Source organism: Bordetella trematum (genome assembly GCF_900078335.1).
Taxonomy (GTDB): Bacteria; Pseudomonadota; Gammaproteobacteria; order Burkholderiales; family Burkholderiaceae_B; genus Bordetella; species Bordetella trematum.
This window is the reverse complement of the sequence record NZ_FKBR01000019.1, coordinates 216,595-242,677: the sequence shown is the minus strand read 5'-3', so window position 1 is coordinate 242,677 and position 26,083 is coordinate 216,595. Positions and strand designations below refer to the sequence as shown.

Here is a 26,083-nt window from a genome sequence, read left to right as displayed (position 1 = left end):
AATTCAGGCCGCGGGCCAGTCCACCGACGTCATGTCGGGATGAACCTTGAGCAGCCGCGCCGGAATGCCGAGATGGTTGGACAGCCAGGCGGCAGCCAGCTCCCCCTCGTCGACCACATCCACCACCTGCCCGCCGATCAGGATCTGATAGCGCACGCTGTCATCATCCTCGATGACATCGAGCGGCACATCCAGGCGCAGCATGTCCGGGGCGCGCAGCACCAGGTAGCCCATGCGCAGTTCGACGCTGACCTCGGCCAGCCGCGGGCACAGATCGCGCGTGAGCCACTGCCCGGCGTCATTGCTGACCAGCCAGCGCCGCACGTAGCCCTTGGCCTCGGGCTGTCCGCTGCGGCCGCAAGCGACCACCGGCTCGAAGGTATCGCTCATCGGCCCAGCAACCCCTTGCGCACCGCGCCACCCAGCGCATCCTTGATCTTGCTTTCGACGCCGCGCTTGAGCAGGGACGTGGCGATCTGCGCCCACTGCACCGTATAAACCGGTTGCTCGAAGCTGCCGGTGATGCGCAGCGGCACCGGCACATTGCGCAGATCGGCCAGCTCGCGATCCTGATTGGCGGTGCTGACCACGCGCAGCTGCACCACCACGTCGAGGCTGCGATCCAGCAGATTGACTACCGCCGGGCTGCCCTGCGTGACGCGCAGCAGCGGGGTGCTGAGATCCAGGCGCTTGATCGTGGCCAGGCCCTTGGCCAGCGTCAGGTCGCCATCGAGCGAGGCGAAGTCGGTCTGCCGCGAGGCATCGACCCCGAACGAGGCGTCCTCGGCCGGGCCGCTCAGGGCGGCCCGCAATTCGCGCAGCGTCTGGGCCACGTTGATGCCTTTGATGGCGCCTTCGCGCAACCTCAACTGCACCGAACCGGCCAGGTTCGCGATCATGGCGTCGGGCTCGACGCCGGCCGTGTTCAGGTCCAGGGCCAGGTTGCCCGTGCCCGACAGGGTGTCGCGCTTGGCCACGTCGACCAGCAAGGGTTGGACCTTGATGCCGGTCAGGTTGAGCTTGGCCCGCATCTGATTGTTGTCGGCCGCGTTGAGCGAGGCCGACCCGGCCAGCTTGCCGTCGTAGAGTTCGGCGGCCAGGCCGCTGATGTCCAGCTTGCCTTTGTCCAGCTTGATGCTGGCGGCGACCTGACTGGCCTTCAGGCCGCGCACGACCAGCTGCCCCACCTTGATGCTGCCGTCGGCCTTGGGGCCGACCAGGCCCGACAGATCGATACGCTCGTCGGCGGGCTTGGCTGCGGCCGCCGGCTTGGCGGCGGGCTTGCTCTCGCCCTTGCCCTCTTCGGCCTTGGCCTTGGGATCGGCAGCTGCGACCGTGGCCGGCGCCAGCTTGTCCAGATCCAGGATGTCGACAGCCAGCGCAAAGCTGATCTGCGGCTGCGCCGACAACTGGGCCATGTCGGCCGTCAGGTCAAACTTGCCGCCTTCGAGCACGGCGTTGATCTTGGCGCTGGCCTGATCCTTGCGCAGGTCCGCCGCCACGCTGCCGATCACCGGAATCTGCAGGCTGCCCTTGGGCAAGGCCGGATCGGTGATGTCCACATCGCCCTTCAAGGCCGACAGGCCCAGGGTGCGCTGGCTCAGGTTGATGACGACCGGCGAGGTCAGCACCGTCTTGATCAGGCGCGCCTCCTGTTTGTAGCCGCCATCGACCTTGGCTTCCTTGATGTCGAGCTCGGTGGCATTGCCGCTGATGCCCTTGAGGCCGAACGAGGCATCCAGGGCGCCGCTGCGGATGCGTCCGCTCAAGGCGTCGCCCTTGGCGGAGGTGGGAGAGATATGCAGGCTGGGCGTGTCCATGGCCAGCTCGAAGGGGCCGTCCGTGGCATTGCCCTTGGCGCGCACGCTCAGTTTTTCCACCTGCAGCTGGGCTTCGTGGGGATCGACCGACAGCTTGGGCACGGCCACGCTGGCCTCCACGCCGGTCAGTGCCGGCTCGGCCACGTCACCCTGGAACACCAGCTCCAGGCCGGCGACGTCGAGCGAAGAGGTCGCCCCATTGAAGGCGAGGTTGCCGCGCAGCGCCAGGCTCTTGGCCTGCGCGCCGGGCAACAGGCCCTCCATGCGCAGGTCCATTTTCTGTGCCGAATAACGCTTGCCGGCGGGATTCAGGCGCAGCAGCGCCTGGCCCGTCAGGCCGGCGTCAACCGCCGGCTCGGTGCCTTTCAGGCGGGCGCTGAGGCTGACGTCAAAGGGCTGATCGAAGGTCACCCGACCGGTATTGGCATTGAGCTGAATCAAGGACACGCCCATCCCGCTCATGGCGTCTTCGAGTTGCACTTCGCCGTCTTTCAGGTCCAGCCCGGCGATGTCGATCTGCATGCTGCGCGGCGCACTGGCCGTGCCGCTGGTCAGGGCCTGGGTAGCCCCGGCAATCACGCCCACGGCGCCCTCGGCCGCATTGGCCGGCACAGCCGTGCTTTGCACGGGCCCGCCCACCAGATTCTCGAAATTGAAATGGCCGTTCTTCTCGCGCACGATGCGCGCCTTGAAGCCATTGATGGCGACATGATCCACCACCAGATTGTTCGACAGCAGCGGCCAGACCGCCACGGCCAGGCGCAGGCTGTCGATGGAGGCAAAAGCCTGGTCGCTATCGACCTCGGACAGCGAGACCCCCTGGGCCGACAGGCCCAGGCGCGGGAACAGCGACATCTCGATGGGCCCATCGATGCTCAGCGTGCGCTGATAGCGCTCCTGGACCAGCTCCTCCAGCTTGTACTTATAAGCATTGGGATCGAATGTCAGCAAGAAGATGGCCAGACCCACGATGGCCACCAGCACCAACACCACCAGGCCTATCAAAATACGTTTGAACCACGTTTTCATTGCCGCCCCGTCGAGACCTCGACTTGGAAATCTTTGTCATGTCAGCCGGCCCGAACGGGCCGGCGCTGTCTGCGCCGCACTCTCTCCTGCCGGCGGCGCTGGCCGCGCCATGCCAGCCCGGGATCACGACCCGTCGACGCCGGGCGATGAGAGATGGACAACCTGATCCGCTCGCCAAGGCGGCAGATACCGCTATCGTAGCAAATCAAAGGGCCGAAACCGCCTTCCCGCCTGCCGCCGCCTCTTGCGCGCCTTGCATCATGGGTCTTGCGAGGCCAGGCCTGCCCTGGCGCCCGGCCGGGCAGTCTGTCGCCACCCGTGACACATATCATTCAAATACTAGGCCGAAATAGATGACAGTTAGCTACGAAATGGGCAAGAATCCCTTCACGTACCGTCGCGCATGGATTTTCTCGCACGCCGAACGACCCCCTATAAGTCCTCAGTGAAAATGCCATGAAGATCCGCATCGCCCTGGCCGACGACCACCCCGCAGTCCTGGCCGGCATCCACCACGAGCTGAATGCCCTGGCTCACCTCGACATCATTGGCCTGGCGCGCGACTCCGGTGAACTGGTGCGCCTGCTGCAGCGGCAGCCCTGCGACGTGCTCGTGACCGACTATGCCATGCCTGGCGGCGAGTTCGGCGACGGCATCGCCCTGATCGCCTATCTGCGCGAAAACCATCCCGATCTGAAGATCATCGTCTTCACGACCCTGGACAATCCGGCGCTGGGCATTACCCTGGCCGACCTGGGCGTGCAGGCCGTGCTCAACAAAGGCAGCGACATCAGCTTGCTGGCCGCGGCCATCCAGGCGGCCCATCAGGGCACGGCCCTGCCCCGCTCCAGCCGCGACAACGGCACGCTGCTCGCAGAAGAGCGCAGCACTCACGTTGCCCTGTCCAAGCGCGAAGAAGAGGTCATCCGGCTGTATGTCTCCGGTTTTTCGATCAATGAAATCGCCGAGCGCCTGAACCGCACCAAACAGACCATCAGCTCCCAGAAATCCAACGCCATGCGCAAGCTGGGCACCACGCGCGATGCGGATCTGTTCCGTTTCGCGCTGGAAACCGGGCTGGTGCGCGACGACGCACCGCAGGACGAGCCCCCAGGCGCGGCCGCCGCCCCCGGCGCCTGAACGCTCAGGACGCGGCGCGAAACGCCAGCACCGCGTTGTTGCCACCCATGCCGAAAGAATTGCTCAGGGCCGCGCGCAGTTCAGGCAAGGCGCGGGCCGTATCCGGCACATAATCGAGATCGCACTGCTCGTCGCCCGCCTCCCAGAACAGCGTAGGCGGCACCATACGGCGCTGCAGCGCCAACGCCGTCACCACCGCCTCGGCCGCCCCCGCCGCGCCGATCATGTGACCCACCGCCGCCTTGATGCTGCTGATCGGCAGCCTGGCCGCGTGCTCGCCAAACACCTGCTTGATGGCCTCGGTTTCGATACGGTCGCCGACCAGCGTGCCGGTGGCATGGGCGTTGATATAGCCGACCTCCTCGGGCGCCATCTGGGCATCGGCCAGACAGCGCGCCATGGCCAGCGCCTGACCGCGCGAGTCCGGGCGCAGGGGGTGCGTGCCGTCGTTGCTGGGGCCATAGCCGGACAACTCGGCGATGACCGTCGCGCCGCGCGCCTGGGCATGCTCGGCGGACTCCAGCATCAGCATGGCGCCCCCTTCGGAAAGGGCAAAACCGCTGCGCCGGTGGCTGAAAGGACGACAACCGCCAGCCCCGCCCTCGGTCCGGTCCACGCACAGCACATGCAACTGTTTCCAGGCGGCCATCACCGCCGGCGTCATCATGGTTTCGACACCGCCCGCGATGGCGACATCCAGATAGCCATCGCGAATGCGGCGAAAAGCCTCTCCGATGGCCACCGCCCCGGCCGAGCAGGCGGTGGAGTAAGTCTGTGCTTCAGCCAGGGAACGCATCTGTTGCGCAATATGCGCGGCCGGCGCATTGGCCATCACCGCCGGCACCACCAGCATGGGTCGTTTGGGAATGATGCCGTGATAGGCCTCGACCGCTTCGCACAGCGTGCCCACGCCGCCAATGCCGGTGCCCAGGAAAACGCCGCAACGGCTTTGCTGCGTTTCATCCAGCTGGGCCGCCTGCAATACCTGCGTACCCACGAACTGCGCCAACACCGTCACCCGGTCCATCATGCGGACCTGGGCCGGATGCATGCCGGCGGCGATATCCCCTTTGAGCAAACCGACCTGTCGATCGATCTTGCCGGTCGGATCCGGCCCCAGGCCGCATTGGCCAGCGAGCAAGGCCTCGAATGTCTCCCCGGCCGTATCGCCCACCGGCGTAGCCATGCCGACAGCGGTGATCACGACGCGGCGGCGGCTCACGGCTTAGGCTCCGTCGTCCCGGCCTCAGATCCGACCGGGTCTTTTGCCGGCTCTGGCTGCGCGGCCTGCGGCTCTGTCGCCGCCCGTCCTTGCGCCTTTTCCAGCCGCGCCCGCATCTCCGCCTCACGCTGAGGACGCCGTGCGACGACCTCGTGCATGTACACAATCAGTTCGCTCAGGTTCTTGGGGAAGATGTTGGTTATTTCCTGGGCGCCCATCTCCTGGTCGACGGGCAGCATCTCGTCGGTTTCAATGCCGTATTCGGTTTCGACTTCCAACAGGATTTCCAAAACCGCCAACGAGTCAAACTGAGTCACCACTGCGGAAAACTCCTGGTCTTCCAGCAAAGGCTCCGGCTCGCAACGGCAAACCCGCGCAATGATTTCGGCAAGTTTCTGACGCAGCTCCGGCTCGTCGGGCAAAACAATTTCTTTAGGCAATGTCTGCATTCAAGGACTCGGCAAAGTTAATCAACCAACGTTATTGCTGCACGACTTCGCCGCCAAATTGAAAATGCGGCACCTTATTTTGCTCTCCCGTATCCTACATCAGGAGAAGCACCGTAAGGGGCCGCATTCATGATTAGTTATAAGTAAACGTCAGCGTAGCGGTGGAGCGTACCGGACCCGGGCGAACCTGATTGGCCAACCCCAACTGTTTCAGTTTTGCGCCGATTATGAAGTCCCACGATGAGGTGGGCGTGGTGCCGGCGGGTATCCCATGGTTCGGTGCAGCCAGACCAAAGGTGGGTCGCGTATAAGTGCCGCTCTGGCTGCCGATCCAGACCTCGACGCCCACGCCCTCGGCCTTGTCGGTTGCCGAGGAAATATTCGTCAGGGCATTGGTTGTGCCCGGCGCCAGATAGGCAGACGAAATGGTCATCGACGGCGAGTTCTGGCTCGACGCGGTGCAATTCACGCGGATCGTGGTGTCCGTCATGGGGCCTTCGCCGTTAGCCAGCAGCGTGGTGGTCGATACATCCGGCAAGGTCATGGTCAGGCCGGACTGGGCCGGCGCGGTGCAGGTCGGAACACTGATCGTGACGTTACTCTGCAGCGACACGCTGTACAGCGTCTGAGCGGGCGCATTGCCGCCCGCGCTGAGATAGGAGCGCGCCAGAACCGAGCCCGCCTGGATCACGCCGGGGCTGATCGGATCCCCCGTGGCGACCAGTTCAATCTGCGCCCTGGCGGCTGAGCCAATGTCGACGCCCGCGAAGGGGAAGATCATTACCCCGCTGTTATAGCTGTTGACGAACGTCTGCGGCGCATAACGGGCTGTGCCATAACTCCCGGTTCCGCCAGCGAAGTACGCCACACGAAAGCCGATGCCCGGCACAGTCGTGTAGTACACATCCGCCATGCCTGGAATCAGCACGCCCGCAGGCGGGCGGAACTCTTCGATGGCGCCAGGGGGGCAACGATAATAGGGCGCCGCCTGCCCCTGCCCGCCACCCGTCAAGTACGGCAGAGGCGAAGACATCTGCATCAGCACCGTACCTCTGACCGGATTGCTAGGCACGGGAATCGTAGACTGCGCCGGCGGGATGACCTTCTGGAAGGCCGCGGAGTTGTATGCCTGGTAAACAGTGCCTGAAGGCGCAGATCCCCCCGGATTGGCATAGCAGTTGGTCTCCACAGCCCGGGCATCCATCGGACCCGCTAAGACCTGCGGCGCCCAGGCCAGCACGCCGAACGCTCCCGCGATCGCCACTCTGATCATTGCTATCCCGGCATGGCCGGGCGCCTGCTTTTTCAACCACCGCATGTCATCTCCCTTTGGCCCATGTCGGCCTTGCCTTCTGCCTCCGACAGGTCGATATTGAATGAGCACTGATACTCCTGGCGCTCACCCCATTTCACGTCGAAGCGCGCTTCACCATGCAGGCCGGTCAGCCAGACCCGACCCACCGGGCCGACAATGCCGCGCTGTTCGCCTTCCTGGTCATAGACCGTGGCGCCGAACGGCAATACCTGTCCATTCTTGTCCTTCAGCACAACCAGCATGACCCGCCCGATCACCGTATCGAACTTGGCCACCACGATGGCGCCGCGCGTGGGCACGACAGTCTTGACGTTGTCCTCCAGGGTTGCGTCGACGTCATCCGACATCGGCGTCAGGGAAACACGGTTCTCGCGATACGGCGTGGCGTAGGGAACCAGGGCGCGTCCCTGCGAGTTGGTCCGCACACCGGGGTGGTTGTTGACCGCGACCCCGCTGGCCCCCGGCGCATCGACGATGACCGCGGTTTCACCGAGGTTCTGGCCCAGCAACGGGCCGCGCGAATCCACCACGATGGCGCCGCTCACATCGATATTGGTGTTGGAGCTGTGCCGTGCGTAGCCATGGCTGACGTTGAGCGTGCCGATCGGCGACTGGTAGCCCAGGGATCCATAACCGTAGTTGCCGTTGTTGTCGCCGTTGCCGCTGGTGATACCGGTCTGCACCGAGTAGGTCAGCGCATAATCGTCGGTCAGCGGACCACTGAGCGAAACATCGTTGGTGGTGCCGTAGTTATTGGTGGTATTCATCGAGTAGCTGGCCGTCTGGCGAGCACCCAGAGGAATGCTCAGCGTCAGCATGAATGAACGGTCTTTCTGACTCCAGGGGCTGCGGTTGATGCTGTAGTTGAGCGAGTAACCCACATTGCCGACGAAGCTGGAGAAACCCAGGTTGGCATAGGTGGCATTGCGCGGCGCATTGCGATAGGCAATGCCAAAATAGTTGAACGACAACGAGGCCCGGTTGCCCAGACGCTGCGACAGCGACAGCTGATACTCGTGCTGGCGGCCATACTCGTATGCGTAGCGATTGTCGTAGGCGCGGTCACGCACCGCATCGTCCAGGCTGCGGAAGCCTTCCGAGCTGTAGCGATAACCGGCCAGCGTGAAGTCCGTGCCTGACCCCGGAAACGACTTGGCATACTGGATGTGCGCGGCATGCCCGGTTTTTTTCTTGCCGCGCTTGTCCTCGGCACGCGACCCAATGATGTCGGCGGAAATGGCGCCCAGGTATTCCAGGTTCCAGCCCAGGCCGATGGCCGCAGACTGGTAATTGTGCTGCGCCACCATACCGCCGCCATAGGCGGTCAGGCCCCAGGGAAGACCATAGGCGGCCGTCGCCTGCCCCAACCACGGTTTGGACACGCCGCTGTAATTGTGGCGATGCTCGCCGACCGCAAAGTTGTACTTCCAGATCCCCTCTCGCATCAGCATGGGCAGCGAGGCGAAGGGCTGGAGAAAGCGGGTGGTGCGTCCGCCCATTTCCTCGACTTCGACCTCGAGGTCCCCCGCCCCTGGCGTGGAATAGAGATCGTCGATCACGAAAGGCCCGGCCGGCACGAAGGTCGAGTAGATGACGTTGCCCTGCTGGCGAACCGTCACCTTGGCGTATCCGGAGGCGATGCCCCGGATCACCGGCGCGTAGCCGCGCTGGCTGTCGGGCAACATGCCCTCGTCCGAACGCAGCTGCAAGCCGCGGAAGCGGAAACCCATGAAAATGTCGCCAGACGTGTAGCTGTCGCCCAGGCGCAGCACGCCGCGCCAGGGATTGATCGTGCGCTCGATGTAGCGATCATCCCAATCCCATTTCGAACGGCTGCCCGAGTCGTAATAGGTGCCATTGGCGCGCAGCCGCCAGGCGCCGACGTTCAGGCCATTTCGCAGGCTGATGAAAGTCGTGTTGTTGTGCTGATTTGAATCACCGCCCGTATAGCGGCTGCGGTTGAAGGACGCCCGATACGACGTCCAGAACGTGGTGGCGCCGTCATCCCACATATCCGGAGGAATATAGCCACGCGCCCGGTTGTCGAGTGCAGCCTGGGGGATGGAAATATTCAGGATGTTCTTGCTCTGGTCATAGCGAGTGAACGCATCGGGGAGAACCTTGAGCGCCGCTGCGCAGTCTTTCTCATCTACGCTCAGCAACGCCGGGAAGGCCTCCACCTTCACGCCCAGCTCTTTCAGGAACGGCACGGTCAGACACGGCTGAGCGTCGACCTTGCCCTCCTCGGGAACGAAATCGATGTCACGCATGCCGATCGTCTGCTCATTCAGACGCAACAGCACCGTGTGCATGCCTGGCAGCACCCGGTTGGACTGCGCGAATACCGACAGATCGACCTGGGGTTGGCCATCGATATGATGCAGAAAGCTGTTGTCAAATCGGACTTCGGGCTGTTGCGGCGCGGCAGCGGGCTGACCGGAGGCAGCGGCAGGCGCCGGCTCCTGAGCGCGTACGCCCAGGCTCGCACTCAACAGCAGCAGGAGCGTGACGCTCAGGCGCGCGCGGGGAAAGGACGGGGCATTGTGCATCACGGCTGCCTCACCGCGGCAGGCGTAGCGGGGCCGCCGGACTGCAGCGAGACCGCCGGCCAGGGTTCGATCGCGCCGTACTCGTTGACGACATAAGGCGTCAAGGAAGCGCCGGACGCCGGACATCCCTTCAGCTCAACCCTCGTCGTGTCGAGCGGCATGGCCACGATGCCGGTGCCGAAACCCTTCACCTGCCCCGGCAACTCCATGCGGGCGAAGTTCACGGTGAAGGGCGAGGCGTTCGCGATGGCCAAGGAGCATTTGGCGCCTTCACGCGAGACCGACCACGTCAGTTGTTCCGGCCCCTGCGGCGCCTTCAGAATCGCCGTGGGCCGGTAGAACAGTTTGATGCGGGTGCGGGTCGCGAACGTCAGGGTGTTGGCCTGTCCCTCGACCTTCTGCGGAATCTCCAGCACGTTGACCCAGTAATAGCTTTCGCGGTCGCCAGACACGTCCTGCCCAACACGCGAGATCGTCAGGCTGCGCTCGGTATCGCCATCGAAACGGCTCAAGGGCGGCGTGATGAAGAACGGCGTCTCCATTTTCTCGCCCACGCCCTCGATCCAGGCCTGCACGACCACGGGCTCGCCGCTGTTCTTGGCGTAGACCGAAGCACTGCGGCTGCCTTCGTTGAGAACGACACGGGTATTCGACAGCTGGATCCCTGCCTGCGCACTAGCGCCAACCAGGGTCGCGAACAGGACAGCAGCGGGAAGAAGATGTACGAAAGGCTTTTTCATAGGGCATCCGGATCGTTCAAGCGAAAAGAAAGTCGGAGCAGGAACTACCATGCTCAACGACGGAGAATCAGGAGTACGTCAACGTCACCAGCACCGACGAATCGGCCGGGCCGGGCTTGAGCGGCACGCCCGGCACGCGTACATAGGCCGCCTTGAATTCATAGGTGTTCTTTCCGCTCGATACGTTGAGCGCGTAGGTCTCGGTACCATCGAAGCGGATGGCCTGCCCCAGCGTGCCGTGCACGGCATCGTTGTTGGTCAAGGTGATGGCGAGGCCTTCGGCGCCGTCTGCCACGGGCGTCAACGCCAGGCCGGTGCCATTGGGGATCTGGGAAACTGTGATGCCGGTGAACTTCAGGCTGGCCGAACGCAGCGTTGCCACCTCGCAGCCGCCGATCGTCAGCGCCACATTGCGTTCAAAGTTGGTGCCCATGCCACCGCCGGGCTTGAACTCGTTCGTCGGCACTTCGCCGAAGATCACGGTTTCGGTCGACACCGTGCAAGGCACCGTGGTCAGGTTGGCATTGATCGTCAGGGTCGCCTGGGACCAGGCAGCGCCAGACACCATCGACAGCGCCATCACGAGAAACGGCTTTCCGGCTTTAGCTATACATCTGCGCATAATCTGGATTCCTGGCCTGGTATGGCTGACAGCAGGCAACACTCATGCTTTCCCCGGGCGCCACAGGCGCAGGGAAGCGGGAAGTGATTGTTTTTGGAAAAACGGGCCGGATGACTCACCCGGCCCCAGGGCGCTTACGCGCCCTTCACGCCTTACGAGTAGGTAACCTCGAAGATGGCGCGGGCGTTGGCCGAACCGGCCACCACGTTCGCGTCGGTGGCTTCGTAGAAGGCCTTGAAGTAGAAGTTGTTGTCGCCGTTCACCAGGCCATACTGGACGGCCGGGCCGCCAACGATGACGTCAGCGCCTTGGCTGTCGACCAGGCCGACGGCCACGTTCTGCGCGCCGCCGCCGTTTTCCAGGCTCAGCAAACGGTTGCCCACCACGCTGCCGGCACCCGGCTTGAACGAGATGCTGGCGGTCTGGGCGACGGTCGTGTCGCAGCCCAGCAGCGCAATCGTGAAGTCGGTCATGGTGCTGCGATCGCCAACAGCGCTGAACTGGTTGGTCGAGATCGAGCCCATCGACACGATCATGTCGGAGCCTTGCTGGCCGCCGCCGATCGAGCAAGCCGATTCGGTGATCACGCCTTGGAAATTGATCTTACCGGTGTCGGCGGAAGCGCCGCCGGCCAGCAGGGCGAACGAGGCGGCAACCAGGGAGGTGATGAGAGTCTTCTTCATGATGCAAGATCCTTTTAAGGACAGGGGGGGTCGATTAACAAGAAAAACGGCGGTATGGATTAACGCTGTACAAACGATTCGCGAGCACGGAGGGTCGATACGCTGATATCCGAACGCAAAAGAGTCATGGCACTACCGAGCAGCCAGTTTCCCGGCCAAAACAGCGCTTGGCGGACTACACGCCCCATCAAATGAGACTGGCTGCTCAAACCCTTCTGGTACCTGATATCGGCAACCATCCAACGAACCACAGTGGCAACTCGGCGCGCAAACCAGGGTGATTTGCACACCAGCCGCCGACACGGTGTGGCCCAGAGGCAATACCCCTGGTAGGTAATTGGCGAGAATCGTGCTGCGCAGTCGCTTGCGTCGTGAATCCAATCCGAAACGGAAAGGAGCTCCTGACGCCGCAGCTCATTGCAGACGATCTTCGTTTCGAAATCTCCCCAAAAACCTAGCTTGCTCATTGCAGCCACTCCGCGAGTCAACGCATACACAAGGAAATCCTGCTTTCGCCGGTCACCACTAAGGGCGTGATTAGGAAGTTACGCGCCCCCAGCAACAGGGACCATAGAACTAGGTCGAATCGCGTTAAAACATCTAAAAGAACGGGGTTTGATCAATAAAAAAGGTGCACCTGAGTGCACCTTGAAAACCATAAAAACAACACTTCACGAAGCGACTCACCGCAGCCTGAAAAACAGCATGTAAACGAGACACAAAACGAGGAGGAAGGGTCCCCCGATCATGAGAGTCAGCTCGAACGGCTCCAGACGCCAGGTGGACAGCGCCACGCCCACCACCAGCACCACGCCGCCCCAGGCTGGCCAGGAGGCCAGCGCCCGGTCGGACTGTCGCAAGGGCGCCGCCTGCTGACGAAAGCGCAGATAGGAAAAAAACACCATCAACCACACCAATAGCAAGCACGATGAGGCAATCGTCGTGGCCGCGATGAAGGTCTGGAACATGTACAGTTTGAAAAAGGCGAAAACCAGCAGCGAGACCACGCCCACCGCCAGCACCGCGTTGCGCGGCGAACCGCCACGCAGCTCTCCCAGCCAGTGCAGACGCCGCTCGGCACGCCCCAGGCTGAACAGCATGCGCGAGGCGCCATACAGCTGGCTATTGAGCACCGACAGCACCGCCACCGCGATGGCTATGTTCATCCAGCCGGCCGGCACTCCACTCTGGCGCAAGATAAAAGCCATGGGCGGCCCCGACAACGGCAGGATGCCCAGCATGCTTACCGCCACCGACACAACCACCACGGCCAGCGCCAGACCGACCAAGAGCCACGCTGTCGTGTGGATGACGCGCCGGATGATTCCCGGCGAGGCCGTCGTTTCACCAGCTGCAACTGCCAGGGACTCCATGCCGGCATAGCCCAGCACGGCCAGGACGAAGGCCTCGAGAATCCCCTTCCAATAGAGCATCTCGCCGGCGGCTTGCAGACTCTGCGGCGCAGGCAAGGTTGCCTCGCTCTGGAAAAAAACACGCCAGGCGCAGCCCACGAAAAAAAGCAGGGCGGCGACCTTCACCGCCGATAGCGAAAACTCCAGGCGCGCGAACCACTGCGCAGGCAGCAGATTCACGCCCATGATCGCGATCAGGCCAAGGACAGACAGGAGCGTCGCAGACAGCCCCGGCAGCATGGGCGTCAGGGCGCTGCCCAACAGTTCCATTTCCGTGCCGATGATGCACAGCAGGCCGACGACATAGGCGCTGCGCACGACGAACCCGCTACCCGCGCCCAGATAGGCTTCGGCATAGGATCCGAACGCTCCGGGCATGGGATGCCGGGCCGCCATCTCCGCAAGACAATAGGCCATCAGCAGCACCACCACACTGGCGGCAAGATAGCTGACCACCACCCCCGGTCCGGCCAGGCTCAATGGGAATCCGGCCCCCGTCATCAGGCCATAACTGATGATCGCGCCCACCGCGACCATGGCCATCTGATGCCGTCCGAACACCTTGGGCAGCCCAGCCTCCCGCTGCCCGATTTGCTTGATGTCACTCATGCTTCGGTATCCTCTCGGGCTGTGCCCGCGAAGTCAGTTCAAGACACATGCGGCAGAACCGCGCACGGCCAGGGCATCGCTGCCCTGCACCATCCCGTTCTGGTAGGCGAAACGGAATAGATCGACATCGCGCTGCAGGCCCAGCTTCTGCATGGCGCTGGACTTCTGCGTGCTGACCGTCTGCTTGGTGCGGTTGAGCTGGCGGGCGATCTGCGTGACCGAAGCGCCGCTGACATACAGCCGCAGCACCTCGACTTCGCGGCGCGAAAGCGCCGGCAGGCCATTGCTTTCCGCATGCGCCTGGGCCTCGCGGGCCAGCAACGGCGGCGCATAGACGCCGCCGGTATGCACGGCCTGGATCGCGGCGACCACCTGCCGCATGCTTTCGCTCTTATTGAGCACCGACTTCACACCCAGGCGCATCATTTCGAACACGATGGCATCGTTGTCGATCACGGTAAAGACGATGATCTTGATCTTCGGGTAGCGCCGGCGCACATAAGACAGCATCCCCATGCCATCGCCAAAGCTACCGCCAGGCATGCTGTAGTCGCTGAAGAGAATATCGCACTGCTGGGTTGCAAGCAGGGCGAGCAGCTCGGTGGAATTCCTGGCCTTGCCGACAACACGCAAGCCCGGCACCTCTGACAGCCCGAGCTCCATGCCGCTCAGCAAAGCAGGATGATCATCGGCAAGTATCAAGTTGATTGTCACGCAGCCCCCCTATCGCGTCTGAAATGCAAGCCAGGATTGTTCGAATCTGGAACCCGGCCCTGGTTTACTGTAGGCCATGCCAACGGGCATGTATCTCGTACTAGTTCGTGTCTGAGCCCTGGCTTGATCTATGCCAAACCTCAGCACACCGTCTCGGCAGCTCATCCCACGGCCGCCCTCCCTGGCCTGTCTGCGCGCGCCTCGGGTGCTGACTGCACCGAGAAGGTCCGCTGCAGATCGAAGCAGAAACGGGCGAAACGGGTTTGATGGCTTTGCATATCCCCCTGTTTCAGGGCTTGCGAGAGTTCGGCACTTTGCTTGGCCAGCCACTCCATGCCGAAAACATTGAGCGCACCGCGCAAGGCATGCAGCTCGGCCAGCAGGCGCGGCACATCATTCTTCTCCCAGGCCTCGCGCATCGCTTCCAGACTCGCCTCATTGGCCGTCTGAAAAGTCTGCCGGAGCTCTTCGGGCAAGGGCTTTCCGCCCAGCAGGTCATCGCTGAGCTGCGGCTCTCCCACCACGGGCTGCACCCCCGAGATCTGCGACAGGGCACGCCCCAGCGCCTCCAGCGCCAATGGCTTGCCCAGTACCTTGATGCGGGTATCGTGGGCAAATCTGCGTGTCTGCTGGGGGGTGACATCCGCCGTCACGACCAGGATCGGCAGCCAGGGATGCTGCTGACGCACCCGGCGCACCAGTTCATACCCGTCCATGCCCGGCATGGAGAGGTCGGTCATGAAAACCTCGCAGCCTTCGCGCTCCAGTTGCTGCAAGGCCTGTTGCCCATCCGGGACAGCGTGGACCTGGCAACCCAGCAGGGTCAGCTGCTCTTCCAGCAAACGGCGCGTCACGGGATGGTCCTCGACCACCAGCACCTTCAGGGCCTGCCCCAGGCGATAGCGCGGACGGGCCTGCATGGCGAGCTCCCGGCGCTGCAGGGCGAACTCCAGCGACAGCATCAGCCCGCGCAGGCCAAAGATGGAAATGCTGATCAGACGGCCCACCGCGACCGGACGGCTCGGCCCCTCGGCGGCGCAATCGATGACCCATTTGGAATCTTCCACCAGCCGGTTCTCGTGCTCGGTCTGGCTGGCTTCGCGTTCACCCCAGAAAATGGTGGCCGCCGCGGCCTCCAGCGTATCGGCGCTGACTTGCGAGGCATCGCTGAATACCTGCGGGCGCAAGCCCCAGGCCGACAGCGCGCGCCACATAGGCGCCGCCCTGCTCGGCCACGAGCACGATCTGCTCGCCGGCGAAGATCGGCATGGTGCCGGTGGGCACCCCTTCTCCCAACCCCAGGCGCAGGGTGAAGCAGCTGCCCCGGCCCGGCTCGCTGGTCACCGAGATATGCCCGCCCATGGCGCGCGTGAGGCGGGCGCACAGGGCCAGGCCCAATCCGGTGCCGCCGAAACGGCGATTGATCGTGGCGTCTGCCTGGCTGAAGGCACGGAACAGGCCGGCGATCTGCTCGGGAGACAAGCCGATGCCGGTATCCTCGACCGACACCACCAGCTGCCGGCTGGCCGCCTCCAGCGCCAGGCGCAGCGTTACCTTGCCATTGGCGGTGAACTTCAGGGCATTGGACAAGAGGTTGTTCAGAACCTGCGCCAGGCGCGTCGGATCGCCACGCATGGGCTGGGCCGGCCGCCAGCCGAACTCGCCCTCCAGCACCAGCCCCTTGGCTTTGGCCAGCGGCGCAAACATGATCAGGGAGCGTGCCGCCACCTCATGAACATCAAAGACCACCTGTTCCAGATGCAACTCGCCGGCCTCGATCTTAGAGAAATCGAGCACGTCGCTCACGGTGCTCAAGAGGTCTTCCGAAGCACTGCGTATGGTGGCCAGCCGATCCCGTTGCACCGGATCCAGCGTGGAATGAGACAGCAGCTCAAGATTGCCCTGGATGGCATTGAGCGGGGTACGGATCTCATGACTCATGGCCGCCAGAAACGCCGACTTGGCGGCATTGGCGGAATCCGCCGCCTGCCTGGCCTCGTGCAGCGCGCGCTCGACCTGCTTTTGCGCCGTCACGTCGGTGAACGCCGCGACCAGTACGTCCTCGCCCTTGTAGCGGGCCCGCGCCAGGCTGACCGACAGATCCATGGGCGGGCCGGCGCGCGTGGCCAGGCTCAGCTCCAGATTGAGTGCGGCCTCCGTATCCTGCCCCGCGCGCATCTCGTGGTGCAGGAACTGCGCGCAGAGTTCGGCCGACAGATTTCCGCCCGGCACCAGCGCTCGTGCTTCGACCTCTTCCATCGCGGTGCTGCGCAATAAGGGCTGGCCTGTATTGATTGCAATCAGCCCCAGCCCGACCGGCGCCGTGTCGACCAGCGCGCGGCTCAGCTGTTCGCTTTCAAACACCAGTTGCGATTGCGCCACTGCCGGCAGGAAGACCTTGCGCTTGAGCATCATCAGCAACAACCACGCCACTGCGATGATCAGCACCCCGGTGAGTATCGAGGCCACGGCCGGCGCCGCCACGCCCGCCACGATATCCTGTCGCGACAGCGCGTAGACCAGACGCCAGGGCGTGGGTTCGAGCATCCAGCTCGACAGCAGATAGCCGTCCGCATAAACGCTCTGACGCTCCCTGCCCAGGCCCAGGCCATTACCCTGCGCGACGTGCGCCAGCGCCAGCGTATCGGGATGCTCGTTGCCCATGCTGGGCAAGACCAGCTCGCCATCCGGACTCAGGACCAGATACTGGCCGCGTTTGGCATCCCAGGCCACCGTGGCCGCCAAGGTGCTCAAGGGAAGCTCGAACACCAGGGTGCCCAGCACCCGCCCCTCGAATCCTGTCACCGTGGTAATCGCGCTGATGACACGCTGCCCGGTGACCGGGCTGGTATGAGGGATGACCCACGCGATCGGCGGCCCCCCCAGCATGAAAGGAATATCCTCAGGCGCCGGCAGATAGGGCACGACGCTGTCGCGCAATGCGCGCGCCGCCTGGGCACGATCCGGCATCGCCACGTCGTTCCAGCGCAAACCTTGGCCCAGGGCCGTCGACACCACGATAGGTCGCAAGTCGCCATCCAGCAGATACACCGACAGCTCGGTTGCGCTGCGTACGCTGGCGACCGCCTCGGCCAGATCCCGGTCTATCGGCGCGCCCGTCATCTGCTGTTCTGCGGCCAATACCGCCCAGCTGCTGGCAATACTGCGCACGTCGCCGCGCATGGCAACGGCCAGGCGCAGAATCCCATCCTCGGCGCGATGCGCCGAAGCCGTCATCTCATCCCTGGTCGCTGCGACATAGCTGCTAACCGTTGTCCATATCTGCAGGACACAGGCCAACACCACAAACATCGTGATCAGCGCGCCGCCACCCACCAGCAACAGATGCTGATAGCGCCGCAAACGGATCAACATATCGTCCCGCAAGGCGTTCCTCCATCTGCGCTTCAACTTATCTCGCGTGGCAATATCCACGCACAGGCCCCCGCGGCAGTCACTGCTGCACGCAGGAAACATTCGTCAAAGTTTTGATTGGCGCTTTAAGGTGCCAGTTGAAAACAAACCGCCGAAGGCTGCTTTATTTTCTCTGACGGCGCCATCGGCTCCCCGCAGCGCAATTGCGCGGCAAAGTAGACATGCATTAGTTCGGGCCAGTTATCCCGATCCTTCCGCTTTCGCCCGCCCCTCAGACGCGGAAAATAGCCTTGCAAGACTTTCTGCATATAGTCGATCGTTCTCAGACAGGGTTGTCCGGACGCATGGCTTACAGGAGTTCCGCAACATGCAATGACCACCGCTGGCACATGCAACGAAAAACACAGTTGATACAGATAATACACAAGCCTCAGGGCGCCAACACAATTTGCCACTCTATTTAACTTAAATGTCTCACAACCATCCGCCGAGCTTAATCCAGATGAATAAACTCCACCGTAAACAAGCAATATTTTATTTTTCATACAAATTCTATTTCCGGTGCCCGGCAGGCACGCTTCCAAACCCGGAACCTACTTGAGACACCCACCCGTAAATAACCACTTTTATATCAGTGTTATATTGACGGGCGCATTAATAAACAAAAATAACCAATATAAAACAGATGCTTGCATATCAACGCAGATCTTGACTGAGACGATCAATATCGTCAGCTCTGCATTTTCAGCGGGCGACATCGGCCTGCATTGAAACCGTTACTTCGGGGCGCCCGTGCCACAGGCACCGCCCTAATCAGCACCTGGAAATTCGAAAATCAAGGCCTCGCGCCATGCAAGCAGTAAAACTCGATTAAATCAGGTACTAATTTCAAAAATTGAATAATGAAACCGGATGTTTTTTAATCTGCCGACGATGTTGCATTGCAATACGATATTGCATATGCCGTCAGATAGTTTCACATCCCCGACAAATGCATCGGTAACTTCAAGCAATTTATGGAATTTAATTTCTGCTTGTTTCTATTTAATTCCGTAAGAACCTTGTAACAGCCGTCGGTAGAGACTCTGTCCTCCCCTTCCGGAACAAGGCGGCACACGGGCACTTTCCTGTGAGAAATCTGCAACACGACCGGCACGCTTTCGCCGCTTAGCAACCTTCGCCCTGAGGTCCGGCCATCACCCCGGGACAAGCGCACTGCTCAGGAAAGACCAGCTCCCCCATCCGGACCACCTGTCGCAAGCAGCTCGGTCCGGCCCGGCAATCCTCGTTAACAATTGGGAGCACGACGCACACCGATCAGAAGTCGTCCTGATATAGAGTGGGTATTGATCGGCGCTACGAAATGGCTGCGGCAGGCCGCGCATACCGCGAATGATCAGAAGCCATGGCGTAGCGCAGGCTCCGATACGCTACAACGAGTCCATGCTGGATCGTTTCATCCAAGGAGGCGCAATTGAGAAACAGGAAATTCTTGTATTGGCTGGCGGGCGCCATTGTGATCATCGGGCTTATCCTCATGATCCCCCCCTGGTGATCACGCCCGCCGCCTTCGCCCAGGCGCCACACCGCCGCGTGCCGGAACACAGCGCCAGCACCGCGCTCAAGGCTCCGATCGCGTGGAGTCCTCACCCGGCGCCTCGGGCTCCGAGCAAGGAATGACGCTGATTTCCCCTGTTGATTCGATATAGGCGCGCCTGACGCCTTTCAGTGAGCCTATTCCCTTCAGGCGCAACTGCTCCATCAATTCCTGCCGACTGACATGCTCACGCCGCATGCCCGCGACATCGATGCGGCCATCGCGCACCAGGCACACCCGGCGCGGCTCGATCCAGCGCTGCAGGGCGGGAAAGCGGTAACAGAGCCGGTCCAGCAACCAACTCCATGCCACGATCGTCGTCACCACGATCAGGCCGTCGCCCAAGGAGTCCGAACTGCCGGACATCGCGTTCCCGGCAGCATCGGCGACCAATACCAGGACCAGCAAGTCGGCCGCCCCGAGTGAACCAAGATCGCGTCGTCCGGCAAGCCGCAGCAGGAGAAACAGCGCCCAATAGATCGTCGATCCCCTCAGGATCATTTCTGCAGGCCCGACCTGCAAAGCAAAGACATCAGTGATCAATGCCATCGTTGCCTCCTTTTCTCGCCACGGCCCGTGCAATCGGCAAGCACGATCCCGACCGCCTGCCGCTCCCCGGCAGGCGCAAAACTTGCCAGACAGGGCATGGCATTAACAGATGCTGGAGCAACCCAATAAGCCCGCACCGCCCAGAAAGCCCGGCAGAGAAGCTCGCCACCTAGCCTCAATAACCCTCCAGGTAGCAGAAGCGGCAAAAGGACAATCCCGACCCGGACGGCAACTCCGGCCACCCCGCCGGCGACGGACATGAACGCCCCGCCCGCAACGCCTATGAGAAACCATGGGCGCGCGACACAAAATGACGACCGGATCCCGGCGGATGCCCCAGCGGTTTATCCTGTATTTTGAGCATAGCAACGATTATCATTACGATCCCGCTCAAAGTGTTGCGACCGATGGAGCTTTCCACATCACCCCCCTTGCCGGCGCAACTGTCCATCGCCGATCTGCACGGCTTCGGCGAACGCTTCGGCATTGACTACCATTTCCCGAGGCAATCGGCCGCAGCGCGCCACGCCGTCGTGCTGCGCGGCAGCGTCCAGGAATTGATGCTGCCGTCCGGACTGCACGCGACCCATTCCCGCCTGGACGTCCTGCGGCCCTACGAAACACGCTCGACCGGCCACACCAACTGCTTTCTCCTGGTAGTACTGCAAGGCAGCGTGCAACTGGAGATCGCTGCCCGCCAGTACCAGGCGCAGGCGGGCACGGCACTCATTGCCCGCCTGGACAGCGATACCGCGTTGCGCGCCTTCCATGGCTGCGGACAGCATCTGCAAACCCTGACCCTCGCCCTGGACAGCCGCCTGGGCGCGGACGCCGCCCGCTGGCATGACATTGCCCTGCCTGCGCGCCCCCTGTGCCATTGCTGGCCCGTTCCCGCCGCCCTGCTGCAGTCGCTGCGACACTGGCAGGCGCGCCAGACCTCTGGCGGCCCGGCGCAGCGGCTCATGCTCGAGGGCCTGGCCCTGCAACTGCTCGCTCACGGCCTGCAAGCGGCTTGGCCGGCCGAGCCGGCCAGCCTCTCCCCCGGCGAGCGCGAACGCCTGGAGGCAATCCGCTTCCAACTCGACCATGCCCCGGCCCAGGCTTACACCGTGGAACAGCTGGCCGATCTGGCGGCCATGAGCGTCAGCAGTTTTCGCAGCAAGTTCCGCGCTCTGTTCGGCGCGCCGGTGTTCCACTATCTGCGTGAGCAGCGCCTGACCCTGGCCAGCCATTACCTCCAGCAAGGCTATTCGGTCCAACAGGCGGCCCATCTGTCCGGGTATGGGCACGCCACCAATTTCGCCACGGCCTTTCGCAAGCGTTACGGCACCTCTCCCAGCCGGCATACCTGAATCACGCCTGCCTTGCCGGCTCGCATACGCAATACGCCAGCTTGCATAGCCATTGGGCAGCACGAGAAGCAATAATTCTCATTCGCATAAATTCAGAACCTGGAAACCATGATTGCGCAGCACCGCAGCCCGTTCCGCCTGGCCATCGCCTTCCTGGCCACGGGCCTGGGCACAGCCAGCCACGCCCAGCCGACGCCCAGCCCCACCGCGGATGAAGCGCCTACCCTGGGTGCCGTCCGCGTCAGCGCGCAGCAAAGCGCCACCAAGCTGCTGACACCCTTGGTCGAAACCCCTCAGGCGGTATCGGTCATTTCCCAATCGCAGATGCAGCAGCAGGGCGCCGTCAGCGTCCAACGGGCCGTCTCCTACACGCCTGGCGTATTCAGCAACCAGGTTGGCGCCTCGAACCGGTTCGACTATCTGGTGCTGCGCGGCTTCTCCGATGGCAGCCTGGGCAACACCTATCTCAACGGGCTGAAGATCCTGGGCGACACCAATTCGCACAGTTCGCTGGTGATCGACCCCTGGTTCCTGGAGAGCATCGAGGTCGTGCGGGGCCCGGCGGCCGTGCTCTACGGCCAATCGTCGCCGGGCGGCATCGTGGCATTGCAGACCCGCAGGCCCGAGTTCGACACCTTCGGCGAAGTGGAGATCGGTGTCGGCACCAACCGGCAGCGCTACAGCGCCTTGGACCTCAACGACACCGCCGCCGACGGACGGCTTGCCTGGCGCCTGGACGCCAAGGCGCGTCGCAGCGACACCCAGGTCGACAAGGTCAGGGAAGAGCGCTACGTACTGATGCCGTCGCTCACCTGGAATGTCACGCCGGATACCACGCTGGATCTCATGGCCTATCTGCAGCGCGAACCGGAGGGCGGCTACCATTCCGGCCTGCCCTATGAGGGCACGGTCGTGCCACGCAACGGCCGCAAACTCTCACGTTCTTTTTATGAAGGCGAACCCGGCCATGAAGGTTTTCGCCGCAACCAGACTCTGCTTGCCTATGCCCTGGAACATCGTTTCGGCGACACGGCCGCGTTTCGCCAGAACGCGCAGTACCTCCAGTCCACCGTCAAGCTGGACCAGGTCTATGCCTATGGCTGGGCCTCGCCTACCGAACTGACCCGCTATTACTCCGGCAGCGACGAAAGCCTGCACGCCTTCACCGTCGACAACCAGATCGAGCTGAGTTTCGACACCGGTTCGATCAGCCACCGTGTGCTCACCGGGCTGGACTATCAACAACGCAAAAACGACGTCGACTGGCCATCCGGCGCCTTTCCTGCCATCGACGCCTTCGATCCTGTCTATGGCAGCGGGCCGAGCGCCCGCTACCCATCCACGCGTGAGCGGCACAAACTCAAACAGACCGGCCTCTACATGCAGGATCTGATGTCCTGGAATCAATGGCGCCTGACTCTGGGCGGACGCTATGACAGCGTTGATATCCGCAGCACCAACCGCGACACCGGCCTGAGCAGCACCCTGAAAGACCACCAGTTCAGCGGCCGCGCCGCCCTGCTCTACCTGTTCGACAACGGCGTGGCGCCGTATGTCAGCTATTCGACCGCCTTCACCCCCACCAACTTTGTCGACGCCGGCGGCAAGCTGCTCAAACCCATGCAAGGCGAACAGTGGGAGGCGGGGCTCAAATACCAGCCCGCAGACAGCCGCGACCTGTACGCCCTGTCGGTATTCAGCATCGAGCAGAAAAACGTCGCCACCAAGGAGCAGCCCACCGACCCCTACCGGGCCGTGGGCAAGATTCGCTCACGCGGTCTGGAAGCGCAAGCCGACACCTGGCTCACCCGCCAGTTGCGCCTGCAGGCGAACTACAGCTACAACGACATCCGCTACACCCGCAGCGACGATGGCAACCAGGGCAAACGCGCCGTCTATGCGCCCCGGCACATGGCCAACCTGTGGGCCGACTATCACCACAATGGCCGGCTGCAAGGCCTGAGCACCGCCCTGGGCGTGCGCCATGTCGCAGGCATTCAATCCGACCGGGCCAACACCCACACGCTGCCCTCGTACACGCTCGTCGACCTGGCCGTGGGCTACGATTTCGCCAACCTCGGCGCCAAGGGCCTGAGCGCCCGCCTCAATGTTCTGAACCTGTTCGACAAGCAATACGTCGCGGCCTGCAACTCGCTGGAGTTCTGCTACTTCGGCGCCGAACGCAGCGTCACCCTGAATGTGAACTACAGATTCTGACGTCGCAGCCGGCCCACGACAACGCACCATGAAAAAGCCCGGCCCGGAATGACTCCGGGCCGGGCTTTTCCTTCTCTGCCACCAAGGTGGCAGAGAGCGGGAAGATCAGACGTTGAACAGGAAGTTCATCACGTCGCCGTCCTGGACGATGTATTCCTTGCCTTCGGCGCGCATCTTGCCGGCTTCCTTGGCGCCCTGCTCGCCCTTGAAGGCGATGAAGTCTTCGTAGGCGATGGTCTGGGCGCGGATGAAGCCGCGTTCGAAGTCTGTGTGGATGACGCCGGCGGCCTGCGGGGCGGTGGCGCCGATGGCGACCGTCCAGGCGCGCACTTCCTTGACGCCGGCCGTGAAGTAGGTCTGCAGGCCGAGCAGCTTGAAGGCGGCGCGGATCAGGCGATTCAGGCCCGGCTCTTCCATGCCCATGTCGGCCAGGAAGGCCTGACGGTCTTCGTCGGGCAGGTCCACGATCTCGGACTCGATGGAAGCGCAGATGGCCACCACCGGCGCGTTGCGCTGCTTGGCGAATTCGACCAGGCGGTCCAGCATGGGGTTGTTCTCGAAGCCGTCGTCGCTGACGTTGCCGACATACATGGCGCGCTTGGCGGTGATGAAGCACAGCGGCTTGATGAGGGCCATGTCTTCATCCGACAACCCCAGCGAGCGCACGGGCTTGGCTTCGTTCAGGTGGGCGATGACCTTCTCCAGCACGCTCACCAGACGCTGCGCTTCCTTGTCGCCCGAACGGGCCGTCTTGGCGTGGCGGTGCAGGGCCTTCTCGGCGGTCTGCAGGTCGGCCAGGGCCAGCTCGGTTTCGATGACTTCAATGTCGGCGATGGGGTCGACCTTGCCGGCCACGTGCACGACGTTGGGGTCTTCGAAGCAGCGCACCACATTGACGATGGCATCGGTTTCGCGAATGTGCGAGAGGAATTGGTTGCCCAGGCCTTCGCCCTGGCTGGCGCCGGCCACCAGGCCGGCGATGTCGACGAACTCAACCGTCGCCGGCAGCACGCGCTCGGGTTTGACGATCTCGGCCAGCTTTTCCAGGCGCGGGTCCGGCACTTCGACAACGCCCACGTTGGGCTCGATGGTGCAGAACGGGTAGTTCTCGGCCGCGATACCAGCGCGGGTCAGAGCATTGAAGAGCGTCGATTTGCCGACGTTGGGCAGGCCGACGATGCCGCATTGCAGAGCCATGGAATTCCTGTCTGAGAGCGAAGCCCGCCAGGGCAGGCGGACGGAGTGATAAAGGGATAGGCTGGAGTTTAACCGCTGGGCCGCCTCAGGGAGCCAGCGACGGCTGCAGCGTCAGCAGCAGGCTGATCAGCAGCATGGGGCCGGCGTTGAAAACGGCATGCAGGGCGAAGCAGGCGCCGATGCCGCGTCGCGTGCGCATCCAGCCCAGTACCAGCCCGGTGAGCCATTGCGGCAACACCAGCAAGGGCAGCAGCCACAGCGGCATCTGATTGAGCGCGAAATTATTCAGGTGCACGCCCGCAAAGGCCAGCGCAGCAAGGTGAAAGACCCAGCCGTAGTGCGCACAATACGATCGGCCCAACGTCATCGACCAGCGGGCGCGTCGCCCGCTCAGCCAGACGGCGGCGAGCACGACGATGGCGGCGATGAACAGGGTCCAGTCGCGCGGCCCCCAATAGACGGCCAGCGCCATCAATGGCACGACCCACAAGGCCTGCAGAGGACGGCGCAAGCCGTAGCGAAACAGCATTTCCTCGACGACCGGCGCCCAGAAAATGGCCGCGACCCAGGGCAGATCGCGCAAATCCATGCGATGCTGCGCGCCTCCGGCGCCCGCGGCGCTGATGGCGATCGGCCCCAGCACGAAAAGATTCACCAGCCACAGCAAACCGGCCCAGGCCATCAGACGGCCCAGACCGATGTGCGGATACCAGTCGGCCCAGCGTCCGCCTTCGCGCGGCCCGAAGCGGCCGGCAAGCGTGGGGCGGCGCAGGAAACGCCAGAAATCGGCGATCTCCTGGCGCAGCGTCAGGCGCCTGGCAAAGGCCGTCATCAGGCCTCGCGCAGCTGGCGCGTGGCCGCAGCGAAATCGCCTCGCAGCAAGGCAGGCGTGGCGACGCGGCAGCGGTCGATCACGCGATCGATCTCGGCCTGCTCTTCGCGCCGCGGAGCATGCAGCACGAAGTCGGCAACCTGCTGCGCCAGGTTGAGGCTGCGCGGATGGCCGATGCCGATGCGCAAACGCCAGAAATTGGGCGAGCCCAGGGCCGCCTGGATGTCTTTCAGGCCATTGTGGCCGGCGTGGCCGCCACCCTGCTTCATCTTGACCTGGCCGGGCAGCAGATCGAGTTCGTCATGCAGCACCAGCACCTGCTCCGGCGTCAGCTTGTAGAAGCGCGCCAGCGCGCCCACCGACTGGCCCGAGCGGTTCATATAGGTGGCCGGCTTGAGCAGCAGCACGTTCTCGCCTTCGAAGCGGGCTTTGGCAACCAGGCCGAAAAAACCTTTCTCCGGTGCGAAGGTCGCACGCAGGTCATCAGCCAGATGATCGGCCAGCCAGAAGCCGGCATTGTGGCGGGTGGTTTCGTATTCGGGGCCGGGATTGCCCAGCCCGACGATCAGGCGTATCGGTTCGGACATGATGGCGTGTTTAGAACATAAAAAACCCTGCGCATGCAAATCGCAGGCGCAGGGTTCGGGGCAGCGGGAGGCT

At 63.1% G+C, this 26,083-nt stretch carries 20 protein-coding genes; 3 read left to right on the top strand and 17 right to left on the bottom strand.

All coding sequences use genetic code 11. The features are described from left to right. Nucleotides 1-3: 3 nt before the first annotated feature. The gene (locus tag A7V84_RS09780; protein WP_025513051.1) at nt 4-390 is read right to left on the bottom strand and encodes an MOSC N-terminal beta barrel domain-containing protein; all 387 of its coding nucleotides are present in this window, start codon (nt 388-390) and stop codon (nt 4-6) included. After that, complete coding sequence (locus A7V84_RS09775) at nt 387-2,849, bottom strand: AsmA family protein (protein WP_025513052.1); 2,463 nt, start codon at nt 2,847-2,849, stop codon at nt 387-389. The genes A7V84_RS09780 and A7V84_RS09775 overlap by 4 nt, the downstream gene beginning before the upstream one ends. Nucleotides 2,850-3,305: 456 nt before the next feature. Between A7V84_RS09775 and A7V84_RS09770 the strand changes: the two genes are divergently transcribed. Then, nucleotides 3,306-3,989 (top strand): response regulator, encoded by a 684-nt coding sequence (locus tag A7V84_RS09770; RefSeq protein ID WP_025513053.1) that lies wholly within the window; start codon nt 3,306-3,308, stop codon nt 3,987-3,989. A 4-nt stretch (nt 3,990-3,993) separates the two neighbouring features. Here the strand turns inward: A7V84_RS09770 and A7V84_RS09765 are convergent, their stop codons facing one another. The 12 genes from A7V84_RS09765 to A7V84_RS09710 form a co-directional block, all read right to left on the bottom strand. After that, on the bottom strand, nt 3,994-5,211 hold the full coding sequence (locus A7V84_RS09765; protein WP_025513054.1) for a beta-ketoacyl-[acyl-carrier-protein] synthase family protein: 1,218 nt from the start codon (nt 5,209-5,211) through the stop codon (nt 3,994-3,996). After that, on the bottom strand, nt 5,208-5,660 hold the full coding sequence (locus A7V84_RS09760; protein WP_025513055.1) for an acyl carrier protein: 453 nt from the start codon (nt 5,658-5,660) through the stop codon (nt 5,208-5,210). Before A7V84_RS09760 ends, A7V84_RS09765 begins: the two co-directional genes overlap by 4 nt. 133 nt (nt 5,661-5,793) lie before the next feature. Further along, entirely contained in the window at nt 5,794-6,978 is a 1,185-nt protein-coding gene (locus tag A7V84_RS09755) for a fimbrial protein (RefSeq protein WP_033535491.1), read from the bottom strand. Further along, nucleotides 6,966-9,524, bottom strand: coding sequence for a fimbria/pilus outer membrane usher protein (locus tag A7V84_RS09750; protein ID WP_025513057.1), 2,559 nt, complete (start codon nt 9,522-9,524; stop codon nt 6,966-6,968). The genes A7V84_RS09755 and A7V84_RS09750 overlap by 13 nt, the downstream gene beginning before the upstream one ends. Continuing rightward, nucleotides 9,524-10,264 carry a fimbrial biogenesis chaperone gene (locus tag A7V84_RS09745; protein WP_063491834.1) on the bottom strand — a complete coding sequence of 247 codons (741 nt, stop codon included), beginning with the start codon at nt 10,262-10,264 and terminating at the stop codon, nt 9,524-9,526. The genes A7V84_RS09750 and A7V84_RS09745 overlap by 1 nt, the downstream gene beginning before the upstream one ends. 67 nt (nt 10,265-10,331) lie before the next feature. After that, nucleotides 10,332-10,886 carry a fimbrial protein gene (locus tag A7V84_RS09740; RefSeq protein WP_081694981.1) on the bottom strand — a complete coding sequence of 185 codons (555 nt, stop codon included), beginning with the start codon at nt 10,884-10,886 and terminating at the stop codon, nt 10,332-10,334. A 152-nt stretch (nt 10,887-11,038) separates the two neighbouring features. After that, on the bottom strand, nt 11,039-11,569 hold the full coding sequence (locus A7V84_RS09735; RefSeq protein WP_025513060.1) for a fimbrial protein: 531 nt from the start codon (nt 11,567-11,569) through the stop codon (nt 11,039-11,041). A gap of 683 nt (nt 11,570-12,252) precedes the next feature. After that, entirely contained in the window at nt 12,253-13,590 is a 1,338-nt protein-coding gene (locus A7V84_RS09730) for an amino acid permease (RefSeq protein ID WP_063491833.1), read from the bottom strand. Between the two features lie 33 nt (nt 13,591-13,623). Then, nucleotides 13,624-14,304, bottom strand: a complete 681-nt coding sequence (locus A7V84_RS09725; protein ID WP_063491832.1) for a response regulator — start codon at nt 14,302-14,304, stop codon at nt 13,624-13,626. A gap of 161 nt (nt 14,305-14,465) precedes the next feature. Further along, nucleotides 14,466-15,518: a response regulator gene (locus A7V84_RS09720; RefSeq protein ID WP_063491831.1), complete on the bottom strand. Its 1,053-nt coding sequence runs from the start codon at nt 15,516-15,518 to the stop codon at nt 14,466-14,468. Continuing rightward, nucleotides 15,409-17,679: a sensor histidine kinase gene (locus A7V84_RS09715; RefSeq protein ID WP_063491830.1), complete on the bottom strand. Its 2,271-nt coding sequence runs from the start codon at nt 17,677-17,679 to the stop codon at nt 15,409-15,411. Before A7V84_RS09715 ends, A7V84_RS09720 begins: the two co-directional genes overlap by 110 nt. A 1,621-nt stretch (nt 17,680-19,300) precedes the next feature. Next, on the bottom strand, nt 19,301-19,825 hold the full coding sequence (locus A7V84_RS09710) for a DUF421 domain-containing protein (RefSeq protein WP_063491828.1): 525 nt from the start codon (nt 19,823-19,825) through the stop codon (nt 19,301-19,303). A gap of 407 nt (nt 19,826-20,232) precedes the next feature. Here A7V84_RS09710 and A7V84_RS09705 point away from each other — a divergent pair, with 407 nt between their 5' ends. Then, a complete protein-coding gene (locus A7V84_RS09705; RefSeq protein ID WP_063491827.1) occupies nt 20,233-21,177 on the top strand; it encodes a helix-turn-helix transcriptional regulator in 945 nt (314 codons plus the stop codon). Between the two features lie 108 nt (nt 21,178-21,285). Further along, nucleotides 21,286-23,394, top strand: coding sequence for a TonB-dependent siderophore receptor (locus A7V84_RS09700; protein WP_025513066.1), 2,109 nt, complete (start codon nt 21,286-21,288; stop codon nt 23,392-23,394). A 105-nt stretch (nt 23,395-23,499) separates the two neighbouring features. Here the strand turns inward: A7V84_RS09700 and ychF are convergent, their stop codons facing one another. From ychF to pth, 3 genes are all read right to left on the bottom strand, one after another. Then, complete coding sequence (ychF, locus tag A7V84_RS09695) at nt 23,500-24,591, bottom strand: redox-regulated ATPase YchF (protein ID WP_025513067.1); 1,092 nt, start codon at nt 24,589-24,591, stop codon at nt 23,500-23,502. 85 nt (nt 24,592-24,676) lie between these two features. Next, nucleotides 24,677-25,423 carry a CPBP family glutamic-type intramembrane protease gene (locus A7V84_RS09690; RefSeq protein ID WP_033535494.1) on the bottom strand — a complete coding sequence of 249 codons (747 nt, stop codon included), beginning with the start codon at nt 25,421-25,423 and terminating at the stop codon, nt 24,677-24,679. Beyond that, complete coding sequence (gene pth / locus A7V84_RS09685) at nt 25,423-26,010, bottom strand: aminoacyl-tRNA hydrolase (RefSeq protein WP_033535495.1); 588 nt, start codon at nt 26,008-26,010, stop codon at nt 25,423-25,425. The genes A7V84_RS09690 and pth overlap by 1 nt, the downstream gene beginning before the upstream one ends. Between the last annotated feature and the right edge of the window lie 73 nt (nt 26,011-26,083).

Excerpts from the sequence above, each read along its gene's own strand:
- A7V84_RS09780 (WP_025513051.1), bottom strand. The coding sequence starts at position 390 with ATGAGCGATACCTTCGAGCCGGTGGTCGCTTGCGGCCGCAGCGGACAG.
- A7V84_RS09775 (WP_025513052.1), bottom strand. The coding sequence starts at position 2,849 with ATGAAAACGTGGTTCAAACGTATTTTGATAGGCCTGGTGGTGTTGGTG.
- A7V84_RS09770 (WP_025513053.1), top strand. The coding sequence starts at position 3,306 with ATGAAGATCCGCATCGCCCTGGCCGACGACCACCCCGCAGTCCTGGCC.
- A7V84_RS09760 (WP_025513055.1), bottom strand. The coding sequence starts at position 5,660 with ATGCAGACATTGCCTAAAGAAATTGTTTTGCCCGACGAGCCGGAGCTG.
- A7V84_RS09755 (WP_033535491.1), bottom strand. The coding sequence starts at position 6,978 with ATGCGGTGGTTGAAAAAGCAGGCGCCCGGCCATGCCGGGATAGCAATG.
- A7V84_RS09750 (WP_025513057.1), bottom strand. The coding sequence starts at position 9,524 with ATGCACAATGCCCCGTCCTTTCCCCGCGCGCGCCTGAGCGTCACGCTC.
- A7V84_RS09745 (WP_063491834.1), bottom strand. The coding sequence starts at position 10,264 with ATGAAAAAGCCTTTCGTACATCTTCTTCCCGCTGCTGTCCTGTTCGCG.
- A7V84_RS09740 (WP_081694981.1), bottom strand. The coding sequence starts at position 10,886 with ATGCGCAGATGTATAGCTAAAGCCGGAAAGCCGTTTCTCGTGATGGCG.
- A7V84_RS09735 (WP_025513060.1), bottom strand. The coding sequence starts at position 11,569 with ATGAAGAAGACTCTCATCACCTCCCTGGTTGCCGCCTCGTTCGCCCTG.
- A7V84_RS09730 (WP_063491833.1), bottom strand. The coding sequence starts at position 13,590 with ATGAGTGACATCAAGCAAATCGGGCAGCGGGAGGCTGGGCTGCCCAAG.
- A7V84_RS09720 (WP_063491831.1), bottom strand. The coding sequence starts at position 15,518 with ATGTGGCGCGCGCTGTCGGCCTGGGGCTTGCGCCCGCAGGTATTCAGC.
- A7V84_RS09715 (WP_063491830.1), bottom strand. The coding sequence starts at position 17,679 with ATGTTGATCCGTTTGCGGCGCTATCAGCATCTGTTGCTGGTGGGTGGC.
- A7V84_RS09710 (WP_063491828.1), bottom strand. The coding sequence starts at position 19,825 with ATGGCATTGATCACTGATGTCTTTGCTTTGCAGGTCGGGCCTGCAGAA.
- A7V84_RS09705 (WP_063491827.1), top strand. The coding sequence starts at position 20,233 with ATGGAGCTTTCCACATCACCCCCCTTGCCGGCGCAACTGTCCATCGCC.
- A7V84_RS09700 (WP_025513066.1), top strand. The coding sequence starts at position 21,286 with ATGATTGCGCAGCACCGCAGCCCGTTCCGCCTGGCCATCGCCTTCCTG.
- ychF (WP_025513067.1), bottom strand. The coding sequence starts at position 24,591 with ATGGCTCTGCAATGCGGCATCGTCGGCCTGCCCAACGTCGGCAAATCG.
- A7V84_RS09690 (WP_033535494.1), bottom strand. The coding sequence starts at position 25,423 with ATGACGGCCTTTGCCAGGCGCCTGACGCTGCGCCAGGAGATCGCCGAT.
- pth (WP_033535495.1), bottom strand. The coding sequence starts at position 26,010 with ATGTCCGAACCGATACGCCTGATCGTCGGGCTGGGCAATCCCGGCCCC.